Below are 22,841 nucleotides of genomic sequence, written 5' to 3' on the forward strand. Positions count from 1 at the left end.
ACAGTTTGAACTCATCCAGGCTTAGACCATCACGGACAGGGCGGCAATTGAAGAAGCTTCATGCGAGGGGAAGTATTTGAAAAACCATACAGAAAAATTAATGAATTTTTAAGGAAAGGGGATTATGTTGGCGCGATATCGGTTATTTATCAGGAAATCTCATGCGTACTAAATATACAAGCCTGCAAATTGCTATCCACTGGCTGGTGTTTTTGTTAATCATCGTCGCCTACTGCGCGATGGAGTTCAAAGGCTTCTTCCCACGCACCGCACGGCCGGTAATCAACATGATCCACGTTTCGTGCGGCATCTCTGTACTGGTGTTAATGGTGACGCGTTTAGTGGTTCGCCTTAAATTCCGCGCACCGCCGATTGAACCGAAACCAAAACCGATGGTGACCGGACTGTCCCATCTTGGCCATCTGGTGGTGTATCTACTGTTCATCGCGTTGCCGCTGATTGGTATTGTCATGATGTATAACCGCGGTACTGACTGGTTAGCCTTTGGTCTGGTGATGCCGCACGCGGCAGAATCGAATTTTGATCTGGTCGACGTTCTGAAAGAGTGGCACGAGACGCTGGCCAACGTGGGGTACGTTGTGATTGGTCTGCACGCGATGGCGGCGCTGATGCATCACTATTTCTGGAAAGACAACACCCTCCTGCGCATGATGCCAAAAAAACGCAAGTAACTCATAACAACGAGCCCTGCAGCAGTCTGCAGGGCTTTTTTTTAGCGTTTTATTGCAGTTGAGCGCGCTCTTCCGGGGTTAACTCCAGCGCCTGAGTGGTGCCCGTCTCTGAGGATTTCACGGCCGCTTCCAGTACCGCCATCACCGCCAGCGCCTCGACCGGATGAACCGGATTGGTGATTTTTCCGAGTAGCGCATCACGCACGTTGATGTAGTACTGACGCTGATCGCCTTTCGGCGTGGTAACGGTCTGCGGCTCACCGTTTGCACCAAAGAACACCATGCTGTCACTGTCCTCGCCCCAGGCCTCACTGCCGGGGATCACGCCCGCCAGCAGCTGCGCTTCCTGTTGGTCGATTCGGGCTTTCACCACGCTGCCTTTATCGCCGTGAACGGTAAAACGTGCCGTTCCGCCAGCCACCAGCATGCTGCAGTGCAAAATCACTTTATGTTGCGGATAATCTAAGACCACGTGTGCCCAGTCGTTAATTTCCGCGCCGTCACGCAGCGTGGCGATATTGCCCTGTACCGACTGTGGCAGTCCAAAGAGCTGCAGCGTCTGGTCAATCAGGTGCGGCCCCAGATCAAACCACAGACCGCTACCGGGCACGTTTTGCTCTCTCCAGCGCACGCGCACTTCCGGGCGGAAACGGTCAATGTGCGACTCAAGGTGTTTGACCTTGCCAAGGGTTCCTTGCTCAATAATCTGCTTAATGCCGAGGAAGTCGCTGTCCCAGCGGCGGTTATGGAAGACGGAGAGCAGCCGTTGCTTCTCTTGCGCCAGGGCAATCAGGTCGCGGGCTTCCTGCATGTCGAGCGTGAACGGTTTATCCACGACCACATGTTTGCCTGAATTCAGGGCAAGCGTTGCCAGCGGCGCGTGGGTGGCGTTAGGGGAGGCAATCACCACCAGATCGACATCGGGATGCTGAATTGCCTCTTCCGGGGTTGCCACCACCTGAACATCAGGAAGATCGCGTTTAACCTTCTCTTCATCACGAGACGAAACCACCGCCAGCTTAAGGCCGTCCACGGACTGGATCAGCGGGGCATGGAAGGTCTTGCCTACAAATCCATACCCGATCAGCGCAATGTTGATTGTCTTCTCTTTACTCATGACCTTCTCCACGTTATTTCGCGCAAACCGTAATGTGCATTGCGCCAGGGTCCCCAAGCTCAGGCCAGGGACGATCTAAAAAGAGGTGCTGGATGTTGGATAATCCGCTGACCAGATACGGTTCACAGCGGTTTAGTTTCAGATGGTCGGCGACAATCCAGCGCTCATGGCTGGCCGCGAGCATCGCCCGTTTGACCTCGGCATCGGCCTCTTTTCCGGCGCTCAGACCGAGTTCAGCATGGATAGCACAGGCTCCCAGAATGGCGATATCCGCGCGGTAGCGTGACAGCAGGGAGAGGGTGGCGCTGCCGGCAAACAGTCGCTGCTTGTGATCCCATTTTCCGCCGAGCAGGATCAGTTCGATATCGTCACGGTCGCTGAAGTGCCACGCGATATCCAGCGAGGTGGTGATGATTGTCAGCGGTCCCTTCAGGAACGAGGCGACAGCCATTACCGTGCTCCCCGCATCCAGAAACAGCGTCGAACCTGGCGGAACAGCCTGCGCCACCTGTTTACCAAGACGTTGTTTGGTTTCCGGCAGCAGTGTATTGCGCCCCTGACGATTCATGGCCGACAGATTCAGGGCAATTGCCCCGCCGTGGTTCTTTTGCGCCAGCCCCTGTTTCTCGAGATCGGTCAGATCCCGGCGGATGGTGTCCGCTGAGACCTGCAGTTTGTCCGCCAGTTCCGTAATGCTGGCCTGCCCGTGCTCACTAATGATATCAAGCACATATTTTTGTCTGGCCGTTTTGTGCATGGATCAATCCCGCAAAATGTCGCAATAAGTTGCATATTACAGCATTTTACCGCAGAGGGAAGGGTGTTGATCGACAGTGAGTATCAATGTCCGGTATTGTTCACATTGGTTATTATTAAAATGTTATTAATACGGTGTGAGTGATTCATTCCAAATGTTAACAGCAATGTTATTGTTGTGTTTTATTAAACACACTGGCGGATATAACCATTGTGATACCAATATGCAACCATTAATGCTTTAATAAAATTAATAAATAGCAATAAATTCTGTGTTTATTTATATACATAGATATTAATGTTGTATGTGGCGTTATGGTTACTTAAACTGACATTTCTTTGAAAATCTTTGTGTCTGACGCATGCTGAAATTAACGCAAAAATGTGCATCCGGCGATTCTAAAATTTTACTTAAATAACAAAGACTTTATTTGTTTCATTTGAAAGCCCCTTTTTAAGGTTTTGTCCAGAAACCCCATCTTTTTTCTTATCTGTAACACCACATTAACATTGTGGGTGTAGTTGCCTATAGCGCATTTTGTTATGCTGCAAACCAGTTATAGAAATAAGTAAATTCTTATTGTCATAAGTATATGGTCGGCTCTCATCTCCAATGGAAATGGGGTTGGGGAGCGTTTGTCCAATATTTATTCGGACCCAGGTAAGATATTTGTCGAATTATTTATACCCCTTTAGGGGTAAATATTTAAGTGTCATTCAGAGTCAGGGAGATAAAAATGACTATCATGCGAAATAATATGTTGCTGAGATTTCCAGTCGCCCTGGCATTAATTTCGCTAGCCTTTAATACGGCCTCTGCGAATAGCCGCCAGGTGGGGATTGCTCCGATTGCTGCGACAACATTAAAAGAGAGTATTCTTTTTGCCATCGATCGCGATCCGTCGATTAGCCAGCAGGCCGCGCAACTGGGAATAGGTCAGGCACAAATAGATGAAGCACGCAGCGGCTGGATGCCACAAATATCGTTAAACGGTAGCACCGGCCATAGCCAGACCACCGATTCCAGCGGCTCGCTGCGCAATTCTGCGGCCTGGGGATTGAGTCTGACGCAGCTGGTATACGATTTTGGCAAGACCAACAACAGCATCGACCAGTCCACGGCGCAGCGCGATAGCTATCGTTACCAGTTGATGAGCACCTTGTCTGCGGTGGCGGAAAAAACGGCGCTCAGCTACGTAGAAGTTAAACGCTATTCCGACCTGTTACAGGCCGCCAAAGAGAACGTTCAGGCGCTCAAAAACGTTGAACAACTGGCCAAGCTCCGCGCCGACGCAGGCGTCAGCTCAACCTCTGACGAGCTTCAGACGCGCACGCGCATTGCCGGTATGCAGGCCACGGTCGAGCAGTATAACGCAGCGTTAAACAGCGCCCGCGCACGGCTTGCGGTGTTGACTGGCATGGAGGCCGAGCGCTATTCACCTGTACCGGCGAAGCTTGCCGTTGAGCAAGACTCGCTTAATCGCATTGATTACTCGTCCATTCCCGCGGTCATGGCCGCGCAGAATATGGAGCGTTCAGCTCAGTATGGCGTGGCAACGGCAAAGTCTCAGCACTGGCCGACGTTAAGCCTGAAAGGAGGCCGCACCCGCTACGAGTCCGACAACCGTTCTTACTGGGATGACCAGATTCAGCTCAATATTGACGCACCGCTATACCAGGGGGGGGCCGTTTCAGCCCGCGTTCGCCAGGCCGAAGGGGCAAGGGCCATGGCATCGTCTCAGGTTGACCAGGCGCGGTTCGATGTCCTGCAAAAAGCCTCTGTCGCGCAGGCTGACTGGACCGGCGCGCAGGGGAGAATGCAGGCGGGGAAGCTGCAGCTGGAAAGCGCGTTACGCGCCCGGGATGTTTACAGAAATGAATATACCCTGAGCAAGCGGAGCATTAACGATTTGCTCAGCGTTGAACAGGATGTCTGGCAAGCCACCTCAGCCAAAATAATGGCTGAATATGATGGCTGGAGTTCGGCGATTAATTACGCATCTGCCGTTGATAATTTGATGCCGCTGATCGGCATAGAGAAAAACGCTGCCGCAAAATTACCTGATTTGAGTTAAAAAACACGCGTCTTTTTGTGCGAAATAAGTAAGAAAATAATGGGTGCTTTTTCCCAGGGATAGCTACATCCATTTGGTGGACATATCCACAGGAATCCGGACACCTGCAAGGAGAGGAAAATGAGTAACGTAAAAATTGTTGATGTCATCATTCGCAAAACGGCCGAGAAAACGAAATTAACCGGTGAGGGTAATTTGTCGGTTTCTATTTCTTCGCCAAGTGTGATTGAAATTCAGGGTTCTGCTCAGGATGTTGTGCGTTATGTTCGCCAGGGTAAAGACCTGCTTATTTATATGAAAGACGGCAGCGTTATTCGCTGCAATAACTATTTTGTTGAAGATCCACAGACCCATAATCAATCAGAACTGGTCTTCAACGATCAGCAGGAACTGACGCATATTTCTTTTGCCGATGCCGGGGAAGCGTCTGGCGTTGCTGTTACCGAGTTAACCGCGCAGGCTACGCCGGTTGCCAGCATTGAGCCTTTCCTTGAGCAGGGAAGCGTTCTCAATGACGCGCCATGGGGATGGATTGCAGGCGCTGCGTTGGGCGGCGGTGCCATTGGCGCACTGCTGGCGCACGGGGGTGACGGCGAAACCAAAACCAAAGTCATCGACAACACCAAAGATGTTGAAAGCGCGACGCCGACCTTTTTGCTGACGGACAACGCGGGTGATAAGCAGGGTGTGCTGAGTGGAAAAGCGATCACGGACGACAACACCCCAACCTTTAGCGGTACCGGGCAGCCGGGCGCGACCATTCAGGTTAAAGACAGCAGCGGAAGCACCATTGCCAGCACCATGGTCGGGAAAGAGGGTACCTGGACCGTAAAACTCCCGACTCAGGCTGACGGCGAACATACCTGGTCTGTCGTGCAAATCGACGGGAGCAAAACGACGCAGGCGGGCAGCATTACCGTCACAATCTCTACCGCTGACGCCAGCATCACGCTGGGGACAACGGCCGGTGACAACGTGATCAATGCCAGCGAACACTCCGCTGGCTTTACGCTGTCCGGCACCAGCAAAAATCTGGCGCAGGGAACCGGGCTTACCGTCACGCTGAACGGCAAAACCTACACGGCGGAAGTGGGGGCCGGCGGCGCATGGAGCGTGAACGTGCCTGCCGCGGATGCGCAGGCGCTGGGTGACGGCACCTGGACGGTGAACGTCAGCGGTAAAGACGCCGCGGGCAATACCGTGAGCGGCAGCCAGACGATAGGTGTGGATACCAACGCGCCAGCGCTTTCTGTTGATACGATTGCGCAGGACAACGTCATCAACGCGGCTGAGCACAACCAGGCGCTGACGCTCACCGGTAAAACCGATGCGGAAGCCGGCCAGATTGTGACGGTAACGCTCAACGGGAAAAATCATACCGCCACGGTGGGGAGCAACGGCACGTGGTCCGTTACGCTTCCCGCCAGCGAGGTGCAATCGCTGGCGAATGGCGACCATACGCTAACGGTGAACGTCAGCGATAAAGCGGGGAACGGATCTTCCACGACCGTCGATTTCACCGTGGATACCGCCGCCCCGGTCGTGACGATTAACACCGTTGCTGACGACAATATCCTCAATACCAGCGAGCAGGGCCAGGCGCAGATTATTTCCGGTACGGCGAGCGGCGCCGCAGCAGGGGATGTCGTGAGCGTAACCGTTGGCGGTCAGACCTTCACCGGTGTGGTGCAGGCGGACGGCAGCTGGAGCGTGGGGGTGCCTGCGTCCGTGGTGGGCTTGCTGGGAGAAGGCAACCACAACATTACGGTTTCCGTTACCGATGCCGCGGGCAATACCGGCAGCGCCACACACGGCATTACGCTGAGCGGTAACCCACCGGAATTTACCGTTCATGCCATCAGCCAGGATAACGTTCTCAATGCTCAGGAGGCTATGCAGCCGCTGAGCCTGACCGGCACCAGCACGCTGCCAGACGGCAGCGCCATCACCGTGACGCTGAACAACGTCAATTATCAAACCGTTGTCGAGAACGGGAGCTGGTCAGTTCAGGTACCGGTTTCCGACGTCCTGCAACTGGCGAACACGCTGTACACCGTCAGCGTCAGCGGTACCGACAGCGTGGGCAACAGCGGCTCAGCGGAGGCCACACTGCTGGTTGATACCGTGTTGCCACAGGTGGTCATTAATACCTTTGCCGGCGACAACCGGGTGAATAACGCCGAAGTGGCCGCCGATCAAACGATCAGCGGTCGTGTCACGGGTGCAGCGGCAGGGGATACGGTGTCTGTTTCCGTTGGCGGCAAGCATTACAGCGCCACCGTGGGTAGCGATCTGACCTGGAACCTCACTATCCCGTCTGCGGATCTCAGGGCATTCGGCGACGGCGACCTGACCATTACCGCGTCAGTCACCAACAGCCACGGCAATACGGGCAGCGGCGAGCGCGATATCAATATCAACGCGGCGCTGCCGGGTCTGCGCGTTAACACCCTTTCCGGTGATGACGTGATCAATGCCATTGAGCAGCATCAGGATCTTACCGTGACCGGCTCCAGCAGCCATCTGGCCGCAGGCACGCAGATCACCGTCACCATCAATAACGTCGACTATGTCACCGTGGTCAACGCCACCGGTGGCTGGCAGATTGGTGTCCCGGCGAGCGACCTCCAGTCCTGGACGCCGGGCCATATCGCGGTGCACGTCAGTGCAGAAGATGCGTGGGGCAATGCCGTTGCCGCTGAACATCCGATCGAACTCGACCTGAACGCCGTGGCGGTGACTGTTGATGTCATCTCCGGTGATGACCGGCTGAACGCGGCGGAAAAAGGCAGCGATCTCACGCTCTCTGGCCAGACGCAGGGCGTGGAAGCCGGGCAGACTGTGGTGGTGAAATTCGCCGATCGGACCTATACCGCGCAGGTGCAGCAGGACGGCTCCTGGAGCCTGACCGTACCGGCCAGCGCCATGGAAATGTTGATTGACGGCCGCGCGCAGGTGAGCGTCAGCGTGACGAACGTTAACGGCAACAGCGCCGATGCGTCGCGCATGGTGACGGTCGATACGCTGCCTCCGGACATCACGATCAATAATCTGACCGATGACAACATCATCAGTGCCGCCGAAGCACAGCAGGATATCGTGTTAAGCGGTAGCAGCACGGCGGAAGCGGGCCAGACGGTCACCGTCGCGCTGAACGGTAAAACCTACCAGACTACCGTTCAACATGACGGTAGCTGGCAACTGACAGTACCTGCTGCGGACGTCGGCGCACTGGCCGATGGCACCGTCACGGTAACGGCAACCGTGAGCGATGTGGCAGGTAACAGCAGCAGTACGGATCGCGTCGGGCTGGTGGATGCCACCGTACCGCAGGTGACCATTAACGATTTTGTCACCGATACCAATACCATAAACCAGCTTGCCCATACCCAGGCGCAGGTCCTCAGCGGCTCCGTGACCGGAGCGGCAGCGGGTGATTGGGTCACGGTGACCATCAATAACGTGGATTACACCACCGTGGTGGATGCGGCGGGCAACTGGAGCCTCGGCCTGCCTGCGTCTGTGGTACAGGGCCTGGCGGACGGAACCTGGACGATAACGGTCTCTGTGACCGATCAATCTGGCAACACCGGCAGCAGCACGCTGGAGGTGGTGGTTAATACCGTGACGCCGCAGATAGGTATTCACACTCTGGCGGCGGACGACGTGATTAACGCCACCGAAAAAGGCGAAAATCTGCTGCTTTCCGGGACCAGCAACCAGCCAGAAGGCACCTCGATCACCGTGGCCCTGAATGGCATTCACTACACCGCCATTACGGATGCCAGCGGTAACTGGCGTGTTACCGTACCGGCCTCCGCAGTAAGCGCGCTGGGCGAGGCGCACTATACGGTGACGGCGAGCGTCACGGACAGTGTGGGTAACAGCGCGTCGGCCACGCACGATGTGCTGGTAGACAGCTCGCTGCCGGTGGTCACGCTCAACACGCTGGCGGGCGATAACATCATCAACGCGGCGGAACTGGCGGCAGGCCAGACCCTGACGGGGAAAGTCGCCAACGCGGCGGCAGGCGACATTGTCACCCTTACCCTGGGCGGCCAGACGTATACCGTTGCGGTGCAGGACGATCTTACCTGGAGCCTGCCGTTAACCCAGAGCCAGTTAACCGCGCTCGGTAACGGTGAGTTGACGGTTACGGCCAGCGTGACGAATGCGCACGGAAACACCGGTTCTGCCGCGCTGGACTTCACCATCGACGCCCAGTTGCCTGGTCTGCGTATTGATACCGTGGCGGGCGACGATGTTATCAATATCATCGAGCACGGGCAGAATCTCATTGTTTCCGGTACCAGCACCGATCTGGCAGCGGGCAGCACCGTTACCGTGACCATTAACAACATTGAGTACGTCGCCACGGTCCTGGCCAACGGAACCTGGAAAGCGGCTGTGCCTGCGGCGGATGTCAGCCAGTGGCCGGACGGTCCTCTCAACATTACAGCCCGCGCACAGGATGCTTCCGCCAACCCGGTGAATATCGGGACCGTGGTGGATGTCGATCTCGCCCCGGTCGCGATAAGCGTTAACAGCGTGACCCCTGATAACGTGCTGAATGCGGCGGAGAAGGGACACGATCTGGCGCTCTCCGGCACCACGTCTGGGGTCGAAGCCGGTCAGACGGTGACGGTCACCTTTGGCGGCAAAAGCTACACCACCACCGTGGATGCGGATGGCAACTGGGCTTACACCGTTCCGGCTGCGGATGTAAGCGGCCTGAAAGAGGGCGATGCCCGCGTTCAGGTGAGCGTGAGCAACGTGAATGGCAACCCGGCCTCTTCGTCACACGAATTCAGCGTCGATACCACTGCGCCGGCGGTCACCATCAATACGGTCAGTCACGACAACATGCTCAATGCGGCAGAGGCGGCACAGGATCTCACCCTGAGCGGCACCTCGACTGCCGAAGCGGGGCAGACGGTCACGGTGACCTTTAATGGCAATCAATACACCGCACAGGTACAGGCTGACGGCAGCTGGACGCTTGACGTGCCGACAGCCGATCTGGCCGGTATCACCGACGGCACAGCCGTCGTTACGGCGACCGTGTCGGATAAAGCCGGTAACCCGGCCAGCACGGATGCGTCTGTGCTGGTGGACACCACCGTGCCGCAGATTACCTTCAACACCGTTGCCGGTGATGACATTCTGAATATTGCTGAACACGGTCAGGCGCTGATCGTTTCTGGCACAGTCACCGGGGCACAGGCAGGCGACGTGATCACCGTGACGCTGAACGGTAAAAATTACAGCGCAATGCTGGACGCGTCCGGCAACTGGAGTATGGGTATTCCGGCGGCTGACGCGGGCGCGCTGGGCAATGGCGACCATACGATGTCTGCGACCCTCACCGACAAAGCGGGCAACAGCACCACGCAGACGCATGAGATTGCGGTTTCCCTGACCGCACCGGTTATCGCTATCAATACCGTTGCGGGCGATGATGTGATCAATGCCATCGAGAAAGGCGAAGATCTGCAACTCTCCGGCACCAGCAACCAGCCGGACGGCACCACGATAGTCGTGACCCTGAATGGCATTAACTACACGGCCACGACTGACGCCAGCGGCAGCTGGAGCGTGACGGTACCGGCAGCAAACGTCTCGGCGCTGGGCGAAGCGAACTACACCGTTACCGCGAGCGTGACCGATACCGCAGGCAACAGCGCGAGCACCAGCCATCAGGCACTTGTCGACAGTGCGCTACCGGTGGTGACCATTAACGCTGTCGCCATTGATGATGTCATCAATGCGGCGGAAGTGACTGCGGGACAGACCCTGAGCGGACAAGTCAGCGGTGCCGCAATCGGTGACACTGTCACGATTTCAATGGGGGGCAACACCTGGACCGCCACCGTTGAGGATGATCTGAGCTGGTCGGTCAATGTGCCGCCTGAAGTCTTAAAGGCCATTGGCAACGGCGATTTGACCGTGACGGCAAGCGTCACTAACGGTCACGGCAATACCGGCTCCGGCAGCCGCGACATCACCATTGATGCCAATCTGCCGGGTCTGCGGGTCGATACCGTGGCGGGCGACGATGTGATTAACAGCATCGAGCATGGTCAAAACCTGATTATTAGCGGCTCCAGTGATGGGCTGAAAACCGGCTCCGCGTTGACGGTGACCGTCAATGGTAAAACCTATGCGGCGACGGTTCTGGCCGACGGGACCTGGGCGGCAGCGATCCCGGCCGCCGATGTCAGCGCGCTGAACGCAGGCAAGGTGACGGTAACCGTTGAGGGTCAGAGCACCGCAGGAAACCCGGTGACGATCGCGCATGACGTCACGGTCGATCTGGCCGCGGTGGCGATCAGCGTCAACGCGATTGCCACCGACGACGTGATCAACGCGGCGGAAAAAGGCGCGGATCTGGTCCTGTCGGGTACCACCACCCACGTCGAAGCCAACCAGACCGTGTATATCACCTTTGGCGGCAAGTCTTACACCGCGACCGTGGATGCCAGCGGTAACTGGACCGCTACCGTGCCTTCTGCAGATTTAGGCAGCCTGAAGGAGGGCGATGCCAGCGTGCAGGTTAGCGTCACCAACGTGAACGGCAACAGCGCGTCAGCGGGCCGTGAATACAGCGTGGATACGACCGCGCCGACGGTCACTATCGACATTGTCAGCGACAACAACATCATTAATGCGTCTGAAGCGCAGCAGGATTTGGTGGTTAACGGCATTACAAACGCGGAAGCGGGTCAGACCGTGACCGTGACGCTGAACGGCAAGGATTACACCACTACCGTGCAGGCGGATGGCAGCTGGAGCCTGAGCGTACCGTCAACCGACCTGAGCGGCATTACCGACGGAAACTACACCATCACCGCGGCGGTATCCGACAAAGCGGGTAACCCGGCCTCGGTGGATCGTGACGTGCTGGTGGATACCACGGTGCCACAGTTGACCATTCACACCGTTTCGGATGACGACGTCATCAACAGCGTTGAGCACGCGCAGGCGTTGATTGTCACCGGGTCTGTCACCGGCGCGGCAGCGGGTGATGTGGTCACCGTCACCATCAATAATAAATCTTACACCGCCACGCTGGATGCCGCGGGCAACTGGAGCGTGGGAGTGCCTGCGGTCGACGTCAATGCTCTGGCCGCCGGGGATCACACCATCACCGCGACCCTGACCGATAAAGCGGGCAACAGCAACAGTGCGACTCACGACGTGGCCGTCAACCTTACCGCTCCGGTGCTGACCATTGACACCGTTTCAGACGACGATGTCATCAATAGCACCGAGAAAACGCAGGATCTCACCCTCACCGGCACCGCGTCAGGTCTGGCGGCGGGCGCGATCGTCACCGTGATGCTGAACGGCAAAGCCTACAGCGCGACGGTGGATGATAACGGGCTGTGGAGGGCTACCGTTCCGGCGGATCAGGTCGGCGCACTGGGTGAAGCGATCTACACCCTCACCGCGTCTGCAACCGATGCTGTTGGCAACAGTACCAGCGTGACTCACACCGTGAACGTGGAGTCTGTCCTGCCGGGTGTCACCATCAACACCGTGGCTGGCGACGATATTATCAATACCGCGGAGCTGGCGACCGGCCAGACTCTCAGCGGTACCGTGGTGAACGCCGAGGCGGGCAACACCGTCACCGTGACCCTCGGCGGTAACACCCTGACCGCCACGGTGCAGGATGACCTGACCTGGTCCGTCAACGTACCGCAGTCCGTGTTAACCGCACTGGGTAACGGCGAACTGACCGTCACCGCCAGCGTGACTAACGGCGTGGGCAACAGCGGCACCGGCGAGCGCGATATCACCATCGACGCCAGCCTGCCGGGCCTGCGCGTGGATACCGTAGCGGGTGACGATGTGATCAACAGCATCGAGCATGGTCAGAACCTGATCGTGACCGGCACCAGCGAAGGACTGGCGGCAGGGACCGCACTGACCGTAACGGTAAATAATAAAACCTATCCGGCCACCGTGCTGGCTGACGGCACCTGGAGTGCGGCTATTCCGGCGGCCGATGTTGGCGCGCTGGCGGCAGGCACGGTAGCTGTCACCGTTGAGGGGCAGAACAGCGCCGGTACGCCGGTGTCTATTAGCCACAATGTGACGGTGGACCTTGCGGCGGTCGCCATCGGGATTGACGCCATTGCCACGGATGATGTGATTAACGCGGCTGAGAAGGGCGCGGATCTGGTGCTCTCTGGCACCACCTCCAACGTGGAGGAGAATCAGACCGTCAGCATCCTCTTCGGCGGTAAAACCTATACGGCGTCGGTGGATGCCGACGGCAAATGGACGGCGACGGTGCCGTCTGCTGACCTGACCGGTCTGAAAGAGGGCGATGCCAGCGTGCAGGTGAGCGTCACCAACGTCAACGGCAACAGCGGGTCTGCGGGCCGCGAGTACAGCGTGGACACCACCGCGCCGTCCGTAACGATTAACACCCTGGCGGCTGACGACATCCTGAATGCGACCGAAGCGAAAGCTGACCTGACGGTGTCCGGTACCAGCACCGCCGAAGCGGGCCAGACGGTCACCGTAAGCCTGAACGGGAAGAACTACACCACTACCGTGGGCGCAGACGGCAACTGGACGCTGGACGTTCCGGCAGCCGACCTGGCGGCGCTTACGGACGGCAGCGTGACCGTGACGGCCGCCGTCAGTGACAAGGCGGGTAACCCGGCCTCGGTGGCTCACAACCTGGCTGTTGACGTGACGGTGCCGGTCGTGACCATCAACACCGTGGCGGGCGACGACGTGATTAACGTGGCTGAGCATGCACAGGCGCAGATCGTCAGCGGCTCCGCCACCGGCGCGGCGGCGGGCGATAAAGTCACCGTGACCCTTGGCAGCCAGACCTACACCACCGTGCTGGACGCCGCGGGTAACTGGAGCGTGGGCGTTCCGGCGAACGTGATTTCTGGCCTCAGCGACGGCACCGTGACGGTCAGCGTCAGCGTCACCGATGCCGCGGGCAATACCGGATCCGGCACCCATAACGTGACCGTCGATACCGGGCTGCCTTCCGTGGGCTTCGATACCCTCAGCGGCGACAACGTGCTGAACGCGGTGGAGAAAGGTCAGGATCTGAGCGTCAGCGGTACCAGCGCTAACCTTGCGGAAGGTACCCTGGTCACCGTGACCCTGAACGGCAAACAGTACACCGCAACAACCGCGGCGGACGGCGGCTGGAGCCTGACGGTACCGGCAGCGGATCTGGCCGCGCTGGGTGAGGCGAACTACACCCTGAGCGCAACCGCGACGAACACCGTGGGGAACAGCGTCAGCAATACGGCGAACCTGCAGGTCGATACCGCGCTGCCGACCGTCATCATCAACACCGTGGCCGGTGACAACGTGATCAATGCGGCGGAAGTGGCTGCAGGCCAGACGATCGGCGGGAAAGTGGTGAACGCCGAAGCGGGCAATACCGTCACCGTTACGATGGGCGGTAACAGCTGGACGGCGACGGTACAGGATGACCTGACCTGGTCCGTCAACGTGCCTTCAGAGGTGCTGGCAGCGCTGGGTAACGGCGGACTGAGCGTGACGGCCACCGTCACCAACGGACACGGCAATACCGGTTCCGGCGAACGCGATATCACCATTGACGCCAGCCTGCCGGGCCTGCGTGTCGATACCGTGGCAGGCGACGATGTGATTAACAGCATCGAGCATGGCCAGAACCTGATTGTCAGCGGCTCCAGCGATGGGCTGGCAGCGGGCACGGCACTGACCGTCACCGTGAACGGCAAAACCTATGCGGCGTCCGTACTGGCGGACGGGACCTGGAACGCAGCCGTGCCGGCCGCAGACGTCAGCGCGTGGCCGGAAGGCACCGTGAAAATTACCGTTACCGGCGATAGCCCGACGGGCAACCCGATGACCATCAGCCACGACGTGACGGTGGATCTGGCGACCGTGGCGATCAGCATTAACGCCATCGCTACCGATGACGTGATTAACGCGGCGGAAAAAGGGACCGATCTGGTGCTGTCAGGTGCGACCACCAACGTGGAAGCCGGACAGACCGTCACCCTCGCCATGGGCGGTAAAATCTATACCACCACTGTCGATGCGAGCGGTAACTGGACTTATACCGTACCGTCTGCTGACCTGGCCGGTCTGAAAGAGGGCGATGCCAGCGTGCAGGTGAGCGTCACCAACGTCAACGGCAACAGCGCGTCTGCGGGTCGCGAGTACAGCGTGGACACCACCGCGCCGTCCGTAACGATTAACACCCTGGCGGCTGACGACATCCTGAATGCGACCGAAGCGAAAGCTGACCTGACGGTGTCCGGTACCAGCACCGCCGAAGCGGGCCAGACGGTCACCGTGAGCCTGAACGGGAAGAACTACACCACCACCGTGGGGGCAGACGGCAACTGGACGCTGGACGTTCCGGCAGCCGACCTGGCGGCGCTCACGGACGGCAGCGTGACCGTGACGGCCGCCGTCAGTGACAAGGCGGGTAACCCGGCCTCGGTGGATCATAACCTGGCTGTCGACGTGACGGTGCCGGTCGTGACCATCAACACCGTGGCGGGCGACGACGTGATTAACGTGGCTGAGCATGCGCAGGCGCAGATCGTCAGCGGCTCTGCCACCGGCGCGGCGGCGGGCGATAAAGTCACCGTGACCGTTGGCAGCCAGACCTACACCACCGTGCTGGACGCCGCGGGCAACTGGAGCGTCGGCGTTCCGGCGAACGTGATTTCTGGCCTCAGCGACGGCACCGTGACGGTCAGCGTCAGCGTCACCGATGCCGCGGGCAATACCGGATCCGGCACCCATAACGTGACTGTCGATACCGGGCTGCCTTCCGTGGGCTTCGATACCCTGAGCGGCGACAATGTGCTGAACGCGGTGGAGAAAGGTCAGGATCTGAGCGTCAGCGGTACCAGCGCCAACCTTGCGGAAGGTACCCTGGTCACCGTGACCCTGAACGGCAAACAGTACACCGCAACAACCGCGGCGGACGGCGGCTGGAGCCTGACGGTACCGGCAGCGGATCTGGCCGCGCTGGGTGAGGCGAAATACACCCTGAGCGCAACCGCGACGAGCACCGTGGGTAACAGCGTCAGTAATACGGCGAACCTGCAGGTCGATACCGCGCTGCCGACCGTCACCATCAACACCGTGGCCGGTGACAACGTCATCAATGCAGCGGAAGTGGCGGCAGGCCAGACGATCGGCGGGAAAGTGGTGAACGCCGAAGCGGGTAACACCGTGACGGTCTCTGTCGGTGGCAATACCTACACCACAACGGTACAGAGCGATCTGAGCTGGTCCGTTGACGTCCCGCAGTCCGTGCTGACCGCGCTGGGTAATGGCGACCTGACCGTCACCGCAACGGTTACCAACGGACACGGCAATACCGGTTCCGGCGAGCGTGATATCTCCATCGATGCCAGCCTGCCGGGCCTGCGTGTTGATACCGTGGCAGGCGACGATGTGATCAACAGCATTGAGCATGGTCAGAACCTGATTGTCAGCGGCTCCAGCGATGGGCTGGCAGCGGGGACCATGCTTACGGTAACGGTGAACGGCAAAACCTATGCGGCGTCCGTACTGGCTGACGGGACCTGGAACGCGGCTATTCCGGCGGCGGATGTAAGCGCGCTGCCGGCAGGAACGGTAAGCGTTACCGTTGCAGGCCAAAGCACCACGGGCAATCCGGTGACCATCAGCCATGACGTCACTGTTGATCTGGCGGCCGTCGCCATCAGCATTGATACCATTGCCGTTGACGATGTGATTAACGCGGCGGAGAAAGGGGCAGATCTGCTGCTTTCCGGCACCACCAGCAACGTGGAAGCCAACCAGACCGTCAGCATCACCTTTGGCGGCAAGCACTACACGGCCACCGTTGATGCCAGCGGTAACTGGACGGCGACGGTACCGTCTGCTGACCTGGCCGGTCTGAAAGACGGCGATGCCAGCGTACAGGTGAGCGTCACCAACGTGAACGGCAACAGCGCCTCAGCAGGGCGCGAATACAGCGTCGATGCGACCGCGCCTGGCGTGACGATTGATACGGTTGCCGGCGACAACGTGATCAACGCCAGCGAAGCGTCTGCAGGTGTGGCCATCACCGGCACCACCACGGCAGAAGCGGGTCAGACGGTCACCGTAACGCTCGGCGATAAGCAGTACACCGCGCAGGTTCAGTCAGGCGGCACGTGGAGTGTGAATGTGCCCGGGGCCGACCTGACCGCGATGGCCGACAACGGCTACACCGTACAGGTTAGCGTGAGCGATGCGGCCGGTAACCCAGGCAGTGCGGCTAAAGCCATTACCCTTGACACCACGCCACCGGTTATCAGCTTTAACGCGGTCGCCGTTGATGATGTGATCAACAGCGTGGAGCATGCGCAGGCGCAGATCGTCAGCGGTAGCGCAACCGGTGCAAACGTCGGCGACAGGCTGGTGATTACCGTCGGGTCTCATCAGTACACGACAACGGTAGATGCGAGCGGCAACTGGAGTGTGGGCGTACCGGCCAGCGTCATTTCCTCGCTGGCTGACGGCACTGCGACCCTCAGCGCAACCATTACCGACAGTGCGGGCAACAGCAGCACGAAGACCCATGATGTGGTGGTCAACACGGCCTCGGTGGCGCTGACCGTGAATACCATTGCCGGCGACGACGTGATCAACGCGGCAGAAGCTGGCACCTCGCTGGTGATTAACGGCTCGAGCGCACAGTTTGCCAGCGGGACGCAGGTCACGGTAACCCTGAACGGTAAAAGCTACACCGCCACCATTCAGAGCGACGGCTCCTGGACGACTACCGTGCCGGCTGCTGATGTGGGCGCACTGACCGATGGCGGACATTATCCTGTCTCCGTTGCTGCCCAGGACAGCGCGGGCAACAGCGCGTCGGCAACGCACAGCATCAGCGTGGATACCACCGCGCCGGTGATCGGCGTGAATACGCTCTCTGGCGACGACGTGTTAAATGCAGCAGAAGCACAGCAGCCGCTGACCGTGCACGGTTCTACCAGCGCGGAAGCCGGGCAGACCGTTACCGTAACGCTGGGGGGGAAAACCTACAGCGCAACGGTGGCGAACGATGGTACGTGGACGCTGGATGTGCCAGCCGCCGACCTGGCGGCCCTGAATGAAGGGGCGCTGACGCTGACCGCTTCAGTCAACGATAAAGCGGGTAACAGCGGACAGACCACTCACACCCTGACGGTGGATACCGTGGCGCCAACCGTAACCATCGGCACTGTGGCGGATGACGATATTGTCAATAACGCTGAGCAGTTGGCAGGCCAGACCATCAGCGGCACCACCACGGCGGAACAGGGCCAGACGGTGACGGTTTCCTTCAACGATCACCGCTATCAGGCGACCGTGGGGGCGGACGGCTCGTGGTCGGTCTTTGTGCCGGGGCATGATTTCCTCGGCCTGAGCGACGGGAATTACACCCTAACGGCGACGGTGAACGATAAGGCCGGTAACCCGGGCAGCGCGACGCACGACGTGACGCTGAACGGTGATGTTCCGACCATAACTATCCACACCTTTGCGCAGGACGATATCGTCAGCGCCGCTGAACATGGTATCCCTCTGGTGGTCAGTGGTACCACCGACGCGCCTGCGGGCCAGACAGTGACCATCACCCTGAACGGCAAAACCTACACCACAACCGTGCAGGCTGACGGTAGCTGGAACTACACCGTAGGCAGTGCAGACGTGACCGCGCTGGCAGACGGAGGATCGTATGTGATCCATGCCCAGGTGAGTAACACCATCGGTAACACTGCCAGCGACGATCACACCGTGACCGTGGATCTGACCGCGCCGTCAATGGGGATCAGTATCGACGCCCTGCAAAACGATACCGGGCTGAGCGCGAGTGATTTCATCACCAACGACAGCCAGATTATTGTTAACGGTTCATTGACCGCGCAGCTCGGCAATAACGAGAAAGCGCAGATCAGCGTGGACGGCGGGGCGAGCTGGATTGACCTGGCCGTCACGGGCACCACCTGGCGCTACACCGATGGCCGCACCCTGACGGACGGTACGTATCAGTACCAGGTCCGCGTGATTGATAACGCGGGTAACGTAGGGGCAACGGACAGCCAGAACGTGGTGGTGGATCTCACCGCACCTGCGGCGACGACCATTACGGTCGATTCCGTCAGTCAGGATACCGGTTTGTCTGGCAGCGACTTTATCACCAGCGATAACCAGATCAGCCTGAAAGGGACGCTCGGTGCGGCGCTGGGGAGTGGCGATCACGCGCAGATCAGCCTCGACGGCGGCGTAACCTGGACGGATGTCAGCGTCAGCGGACTGAGCTGGACCTGGGTTGATACCCGCACGCTGGCGGACGGCGATTATAACTATCAGCTTCGCGTGATTGACGATGCGGGCAATATCAGCGCCACCACCAGCCAGGTGGTCACCATTGATACCGTGGCACCCGATGCCAGTAAAACCATCGCCATTGACAGCATCAGCGATGACACTGGCCTGAGCAGCAGCGACTTTATCACCCATGATACCTCGCTAACGCTGCATGGCTCGCTCGGCGCGACGCTGGCTGACGGCGAATATGCGCAAATCAGCATCGACGGTGGCGTGACCTGGCAGAACGTGATTGTCACCGGTAACAGCTGGTACTACGTGGACGGCCGCACGCTGGGTAATGCCACCTATGACTATTATGTGCGCGTGGTGGATGCCGCAGGTAACGTGGGATCCAGTGCCCATCAGCAGGTGACTGTCGATACGGTCGCCCCGGATGCGGCGATTACGGTGACCGTGGATAACATCACCGTGGATACCGGCTTCGACCACAACGACTTCCTGACCAGTTCAACGTCATACACCCTGAACGGGACGCTGGGGGCGCAACCCGGTGCGGGCGAGTATGTTCAGGTCAGTATGGATGGCGGCACCACCTGGGTTAACGCGACGGTGAATGGCACACAGTGGAGCTATAACGACACGCGTACCCTGGCCGACGGTAGCTACAACTATCAGGTGCGGGTGGTCGATCTGGCCGGTAACGTCGGGGCAACCACGTCGCAGACGGTCACGGTTGATACCCACGCGCCTCAGTACGGCATCACCATTGACAGCATCAGTGAAGATACCGGGCAGTCCGGCACTGATTTCATCACCATGGACACCACGCTTACGCTCAACGGCTCGCTTGGCAGCGCGCTGGCCAATGATGAACGCGTGCAGATTAGCCTGGACGGCGGGAATACCTGGACAGATGCAACGGTAACCAACCAGCGCTGGAGCTACACCGATACCCGCGATCTGGCTGACGGTGATTACACCTATCAGGTGCGGATTATCGACCAGGCGGGCAACGTGGGCTCAACCTCATCGCAGGTGGTGACGGTGGATACCACGCCGCCAACCACCGTGGGAACCGTGGTGAGCTATACCGATGACGAAGGTGAGTGTCTGGGCTCCTTTGGCAGCGCGATGGCGACGGATGACAGCTCGCCGCTGATCAACGGAACGCTGAACCGCGCACCGGATGACGGTGAGATTGTGCAGCTTTATCGTGACGGGATCCTGCTGGGCCAGGTCACGATGAACGGTAGCGCAAGCTGGTCCTTCCAGGATAACGGCCTGAGCGATGGCAATCATACGTATATCCTGCGGGTAACCGATAAAGCCGGTAACTATACGGAATCGGACGGGTTTGTACTGAACGTCGATACCAGTATCCCGACCACCACGGCGGCAATTACCGCGCAGACAACATCGGATACCACGCCGATTGTCAGCGGAACGGTCTCCGCGGATCTGGTGAACGGCGAGTACCTGGTGGTGAATGTGAACGGTAAAACCTACACCTCGCAGACGGGCGGCGCGGTGGTGGTCGACCCGGATCACAACACCTGGTATCTGCAGATCCCGGACAGCGATGCACTGAGCGTTGCCAGCTATAACGTAACGGCACAGGTGAAGAGCAGCGCGGGTAACGGCAATACCACCGGGACGGCGAGCGGCAGCCTGGTGATTGACACCACCACGGTGAATACCAGTTGGGCCACCACGGCGGGTAACAGCGAAAACTCGACCATGACCGTCGGCATGAACAGCAGCGGCCTGTGGAATATCATTGCTAACGGACAGTCCTATTCCAGCAGTGATGATTCAACCTACGCGGCGAACGCGCTGACCAATACGCGTGGCTACCCTGCCGTTAGCCAGACCGCTGCCGATTTTGACCGTAACGGCACGCAGGACATCTTTGCGACTGAAACCACCTACGGCGGGTCTACACAGGTGATGTGGACCTACGATGGCAGCACTTACAACGCCAGCCAACTGGGTATGGGAACCACTATCTGGTACGGCGGTGTCATTGCCTACGATAAAACCGGTGACGGGTATCTGGACCTTGCGTATGGCGATGCCGGTGCGGACTCCATTACCTACCTTATTAACAACAAGGGGGTACTCACGCCGGATGGGAGCTATGGCGGCGCCGGATTCTGGGGACAATTCACCACCATGCGTGAAATCTCCGGCGTTGACCTGAATAACGACGGCACCGTGGATGTGGTTCAGCACACCAACCGCAGCGGCGCGTACTCGCTTACCGTGATTAACAACAACGGTAACGGGACGTTATCCCTCGGTCAGAACCTGACTAACGTGTTTGTGGCAAACGTGGCGAATACCACCACGGCGGCGTCGATGACGTGGGCGGATTTCAACGGCGATGGCTACATGGATCTGTACCTGGGCAGCAGCTATAACAACAACGGCGGGGTGATCTACTACAACGACGGTACCGGGAAACTCTCCACCACCAAGAGCGCGGTTGAGGCCTCTAACGCGTCAGCAGGGTATCTGTCGGTGGCGGTGGACTGGAACGCTGACGGCCAGATGGACGTCATCAAGCTCAGTACCTACAGCGGATCGCAGACCGCAACCCTGTTTACCAACAACGGTTACGGTTCAAGCTGGACATCAAGTCAGCTGGCTTCCGGACTGGCGAACGTCACCGGTGTGGCCGCCGTGGATTACAACTGGGACGGCGCGCAGGATCTGCTGGTGTCGCAGCAGAACGGCAAAGTGGTGCTGGTGCAAAACAGCAAAACCGTTGCCGACGGCACGGCGATGCATCTGCACATTGTCGACAGTGAGGGTATCAACGCCTACTACGGTAATACGGTCAATCTGTATAACGCGGCGGGCGTACTGGTGGCCTCGCAGATCATCAACGCCCAGTCCGGTATCGGTTCGAACGATACCTCTGCACTGGTGAGTTTCTACGGTCTGGATCCGAATGAAACTTACTCGGCCGAGATCCTGAAAATCACCAATGGCGTGTCGGATAACGTCACCTGGAGCGGTCTGGAAGCCGGCAACGGTAAAGAGGGCTACGTCCTCACTGCCGAAGCAGCAACCGGAGGGCACAGCGGGACGCTTACCGGTACCGGGTATAACGATACCTTTATCGCCGAGGACGGCACGTATACCTATAACGGTTCCGGCGGCTGGACGACCCACTCGGATCACGACACCTGGAGCAACACCGGGGGTATGGACGTGGTGGACTACCGCAATGCGACGTCCGGCGTGACCGTCGACCTGCGTCTTTCTACCGCGCAGGACACCGGGTTTGGTACCTCACGCCTGCTGAACATTGAGGGCATTAACGGCTCGGACTTTGACGATGTCATTACCGGTAACAGCGGTAACAACCAGTTCGAAGGCCGTGGCGGTAACGACACGTTCAATATTGGCAGCGGCGGTCACGATACGCTGCTCTACACGTTGATCAACGCCTCCAATGCCACAGGCGGTAACGGCAGTGATGTGGTGAACGGCTTTACGGTAGGCACCTGGGAAGGCACGGCGGATACGGACCGTATTGACCTGCGCGACCTGCTTTCAGGCAGCGGCTACACCGGTACGGGCTCAGCGAGCTATGTGAACGGGGTCGCCACGCTGGACGGCAGTGCGGGGAATATCACCGATTACATCCGCGTGGTGCAAAACGGCAGCAATACCGAAATCCAGGTTGACCTGGACGGTAGCGGCGGCCAGTTCTCACCCACAACGCTGGTCACGCTGAACGGCGTGCAGACCGATCTGGCTACGCTGCTGGCAAATCATCAACTGTTAATTGCGTAAAACTATGCCGCGAGGAGCGATCCTCGCGGCCTTTTGCGTGGCTACAACGAAGAGCGATAAAAGATTTCACAACAT

General features: G+C 58.8%; 5 protein-coding genes. 3 read left to right on the top strand and 2 right to left on the bottom strand.

The window, feature by feature from the left end:
* Nucleotides 1-161 precede the first annotated feature (161 nt).
* Nucleotides 162-692 (top strand): cytochrome b561, encoded by a 531-nt coding sequence (gene cybB, locus QRN24_RS03890; protein WP_032678116.1) that lies wholly within the window; start codon nucleotides 162-164, stop codon nucleotides 690-692.
* Nucleotides 693-741: 49 nt separating this feature from the next.
* Here cybB and QRN24_RS03895 read toward each other — a convergent pair whose 3' ends face one another.
* Together QRN24_RS03895 and QRN24_RS03900 are read right to left on the bottom strand one after the other, a co-directional pair.
* Nucleotides 742-1,809 (bottom strand): oxidoreductase, encoded by a 1,068-nt coding sequence (locus QRN24_RS03895; RefSeq protein ID WP_020884209.1) that lies wholly within the window; start codon nucleotides 1,807-1,809, stop codon nucleotides 742-744.
* Nucleotides 1,810-1,822: 13 nt separating this feature from the next.
* Entirely contained in the window at nucleotides 1,823-2,566 is a 744-nt protein-coding gene (locus tag QRN24_RS03900; protein WP_020884208.1) for a DeoR/GlpR family DNA-binding transcription regulator, read from the bottom strand.
* A gap of 736 nt (nucleotides 2,567-3,302) precedes the next feature.
* Between QRN24_RS03900 and QRN24_RS03905 the strand changes: the two genes are divergently transcribed.
* Together QRN24_RS03905 and QRN24_RS03910 are read left to right on the top strand one after the other, a co-directional pair.
* Entirely contained in the window at nucleotides 3,303-4,640 is a 1,338-nt protein-coding gene (locus QRN24_RS03905; protein WP_020884207.1) for a TolC family outer membrane protein, read from the top strand.
* 120 nt (nucleotides 4,641-4,760) lie between these two features.
* The gene (locus QRN24_RS03910) at nucleotides 4,761-22,766 is read left to right on the top strand and encodes an Ig-like domain-containing protein (RefSeq protein WP_284942360.1); all 18,006 of its coding nucleotides are present in this window, start codon (nucleotides 4,761-4,763) and stop codon (nucleotides 22,764-22,766) included.
* The last annotated feature ends 75 nt before the right edge of the window (nucleotides 22,767-22,841 follow it).

The organism is Enterobacter sp. MEB024 (assembly GCF_030209635.1).
GTDB lineage: Bacteria > Pseudomonadota > Gammaproteobacteria > Enterobacterales > Enterobacteriaceae > Enterobacter > Enterobacter ludwigii.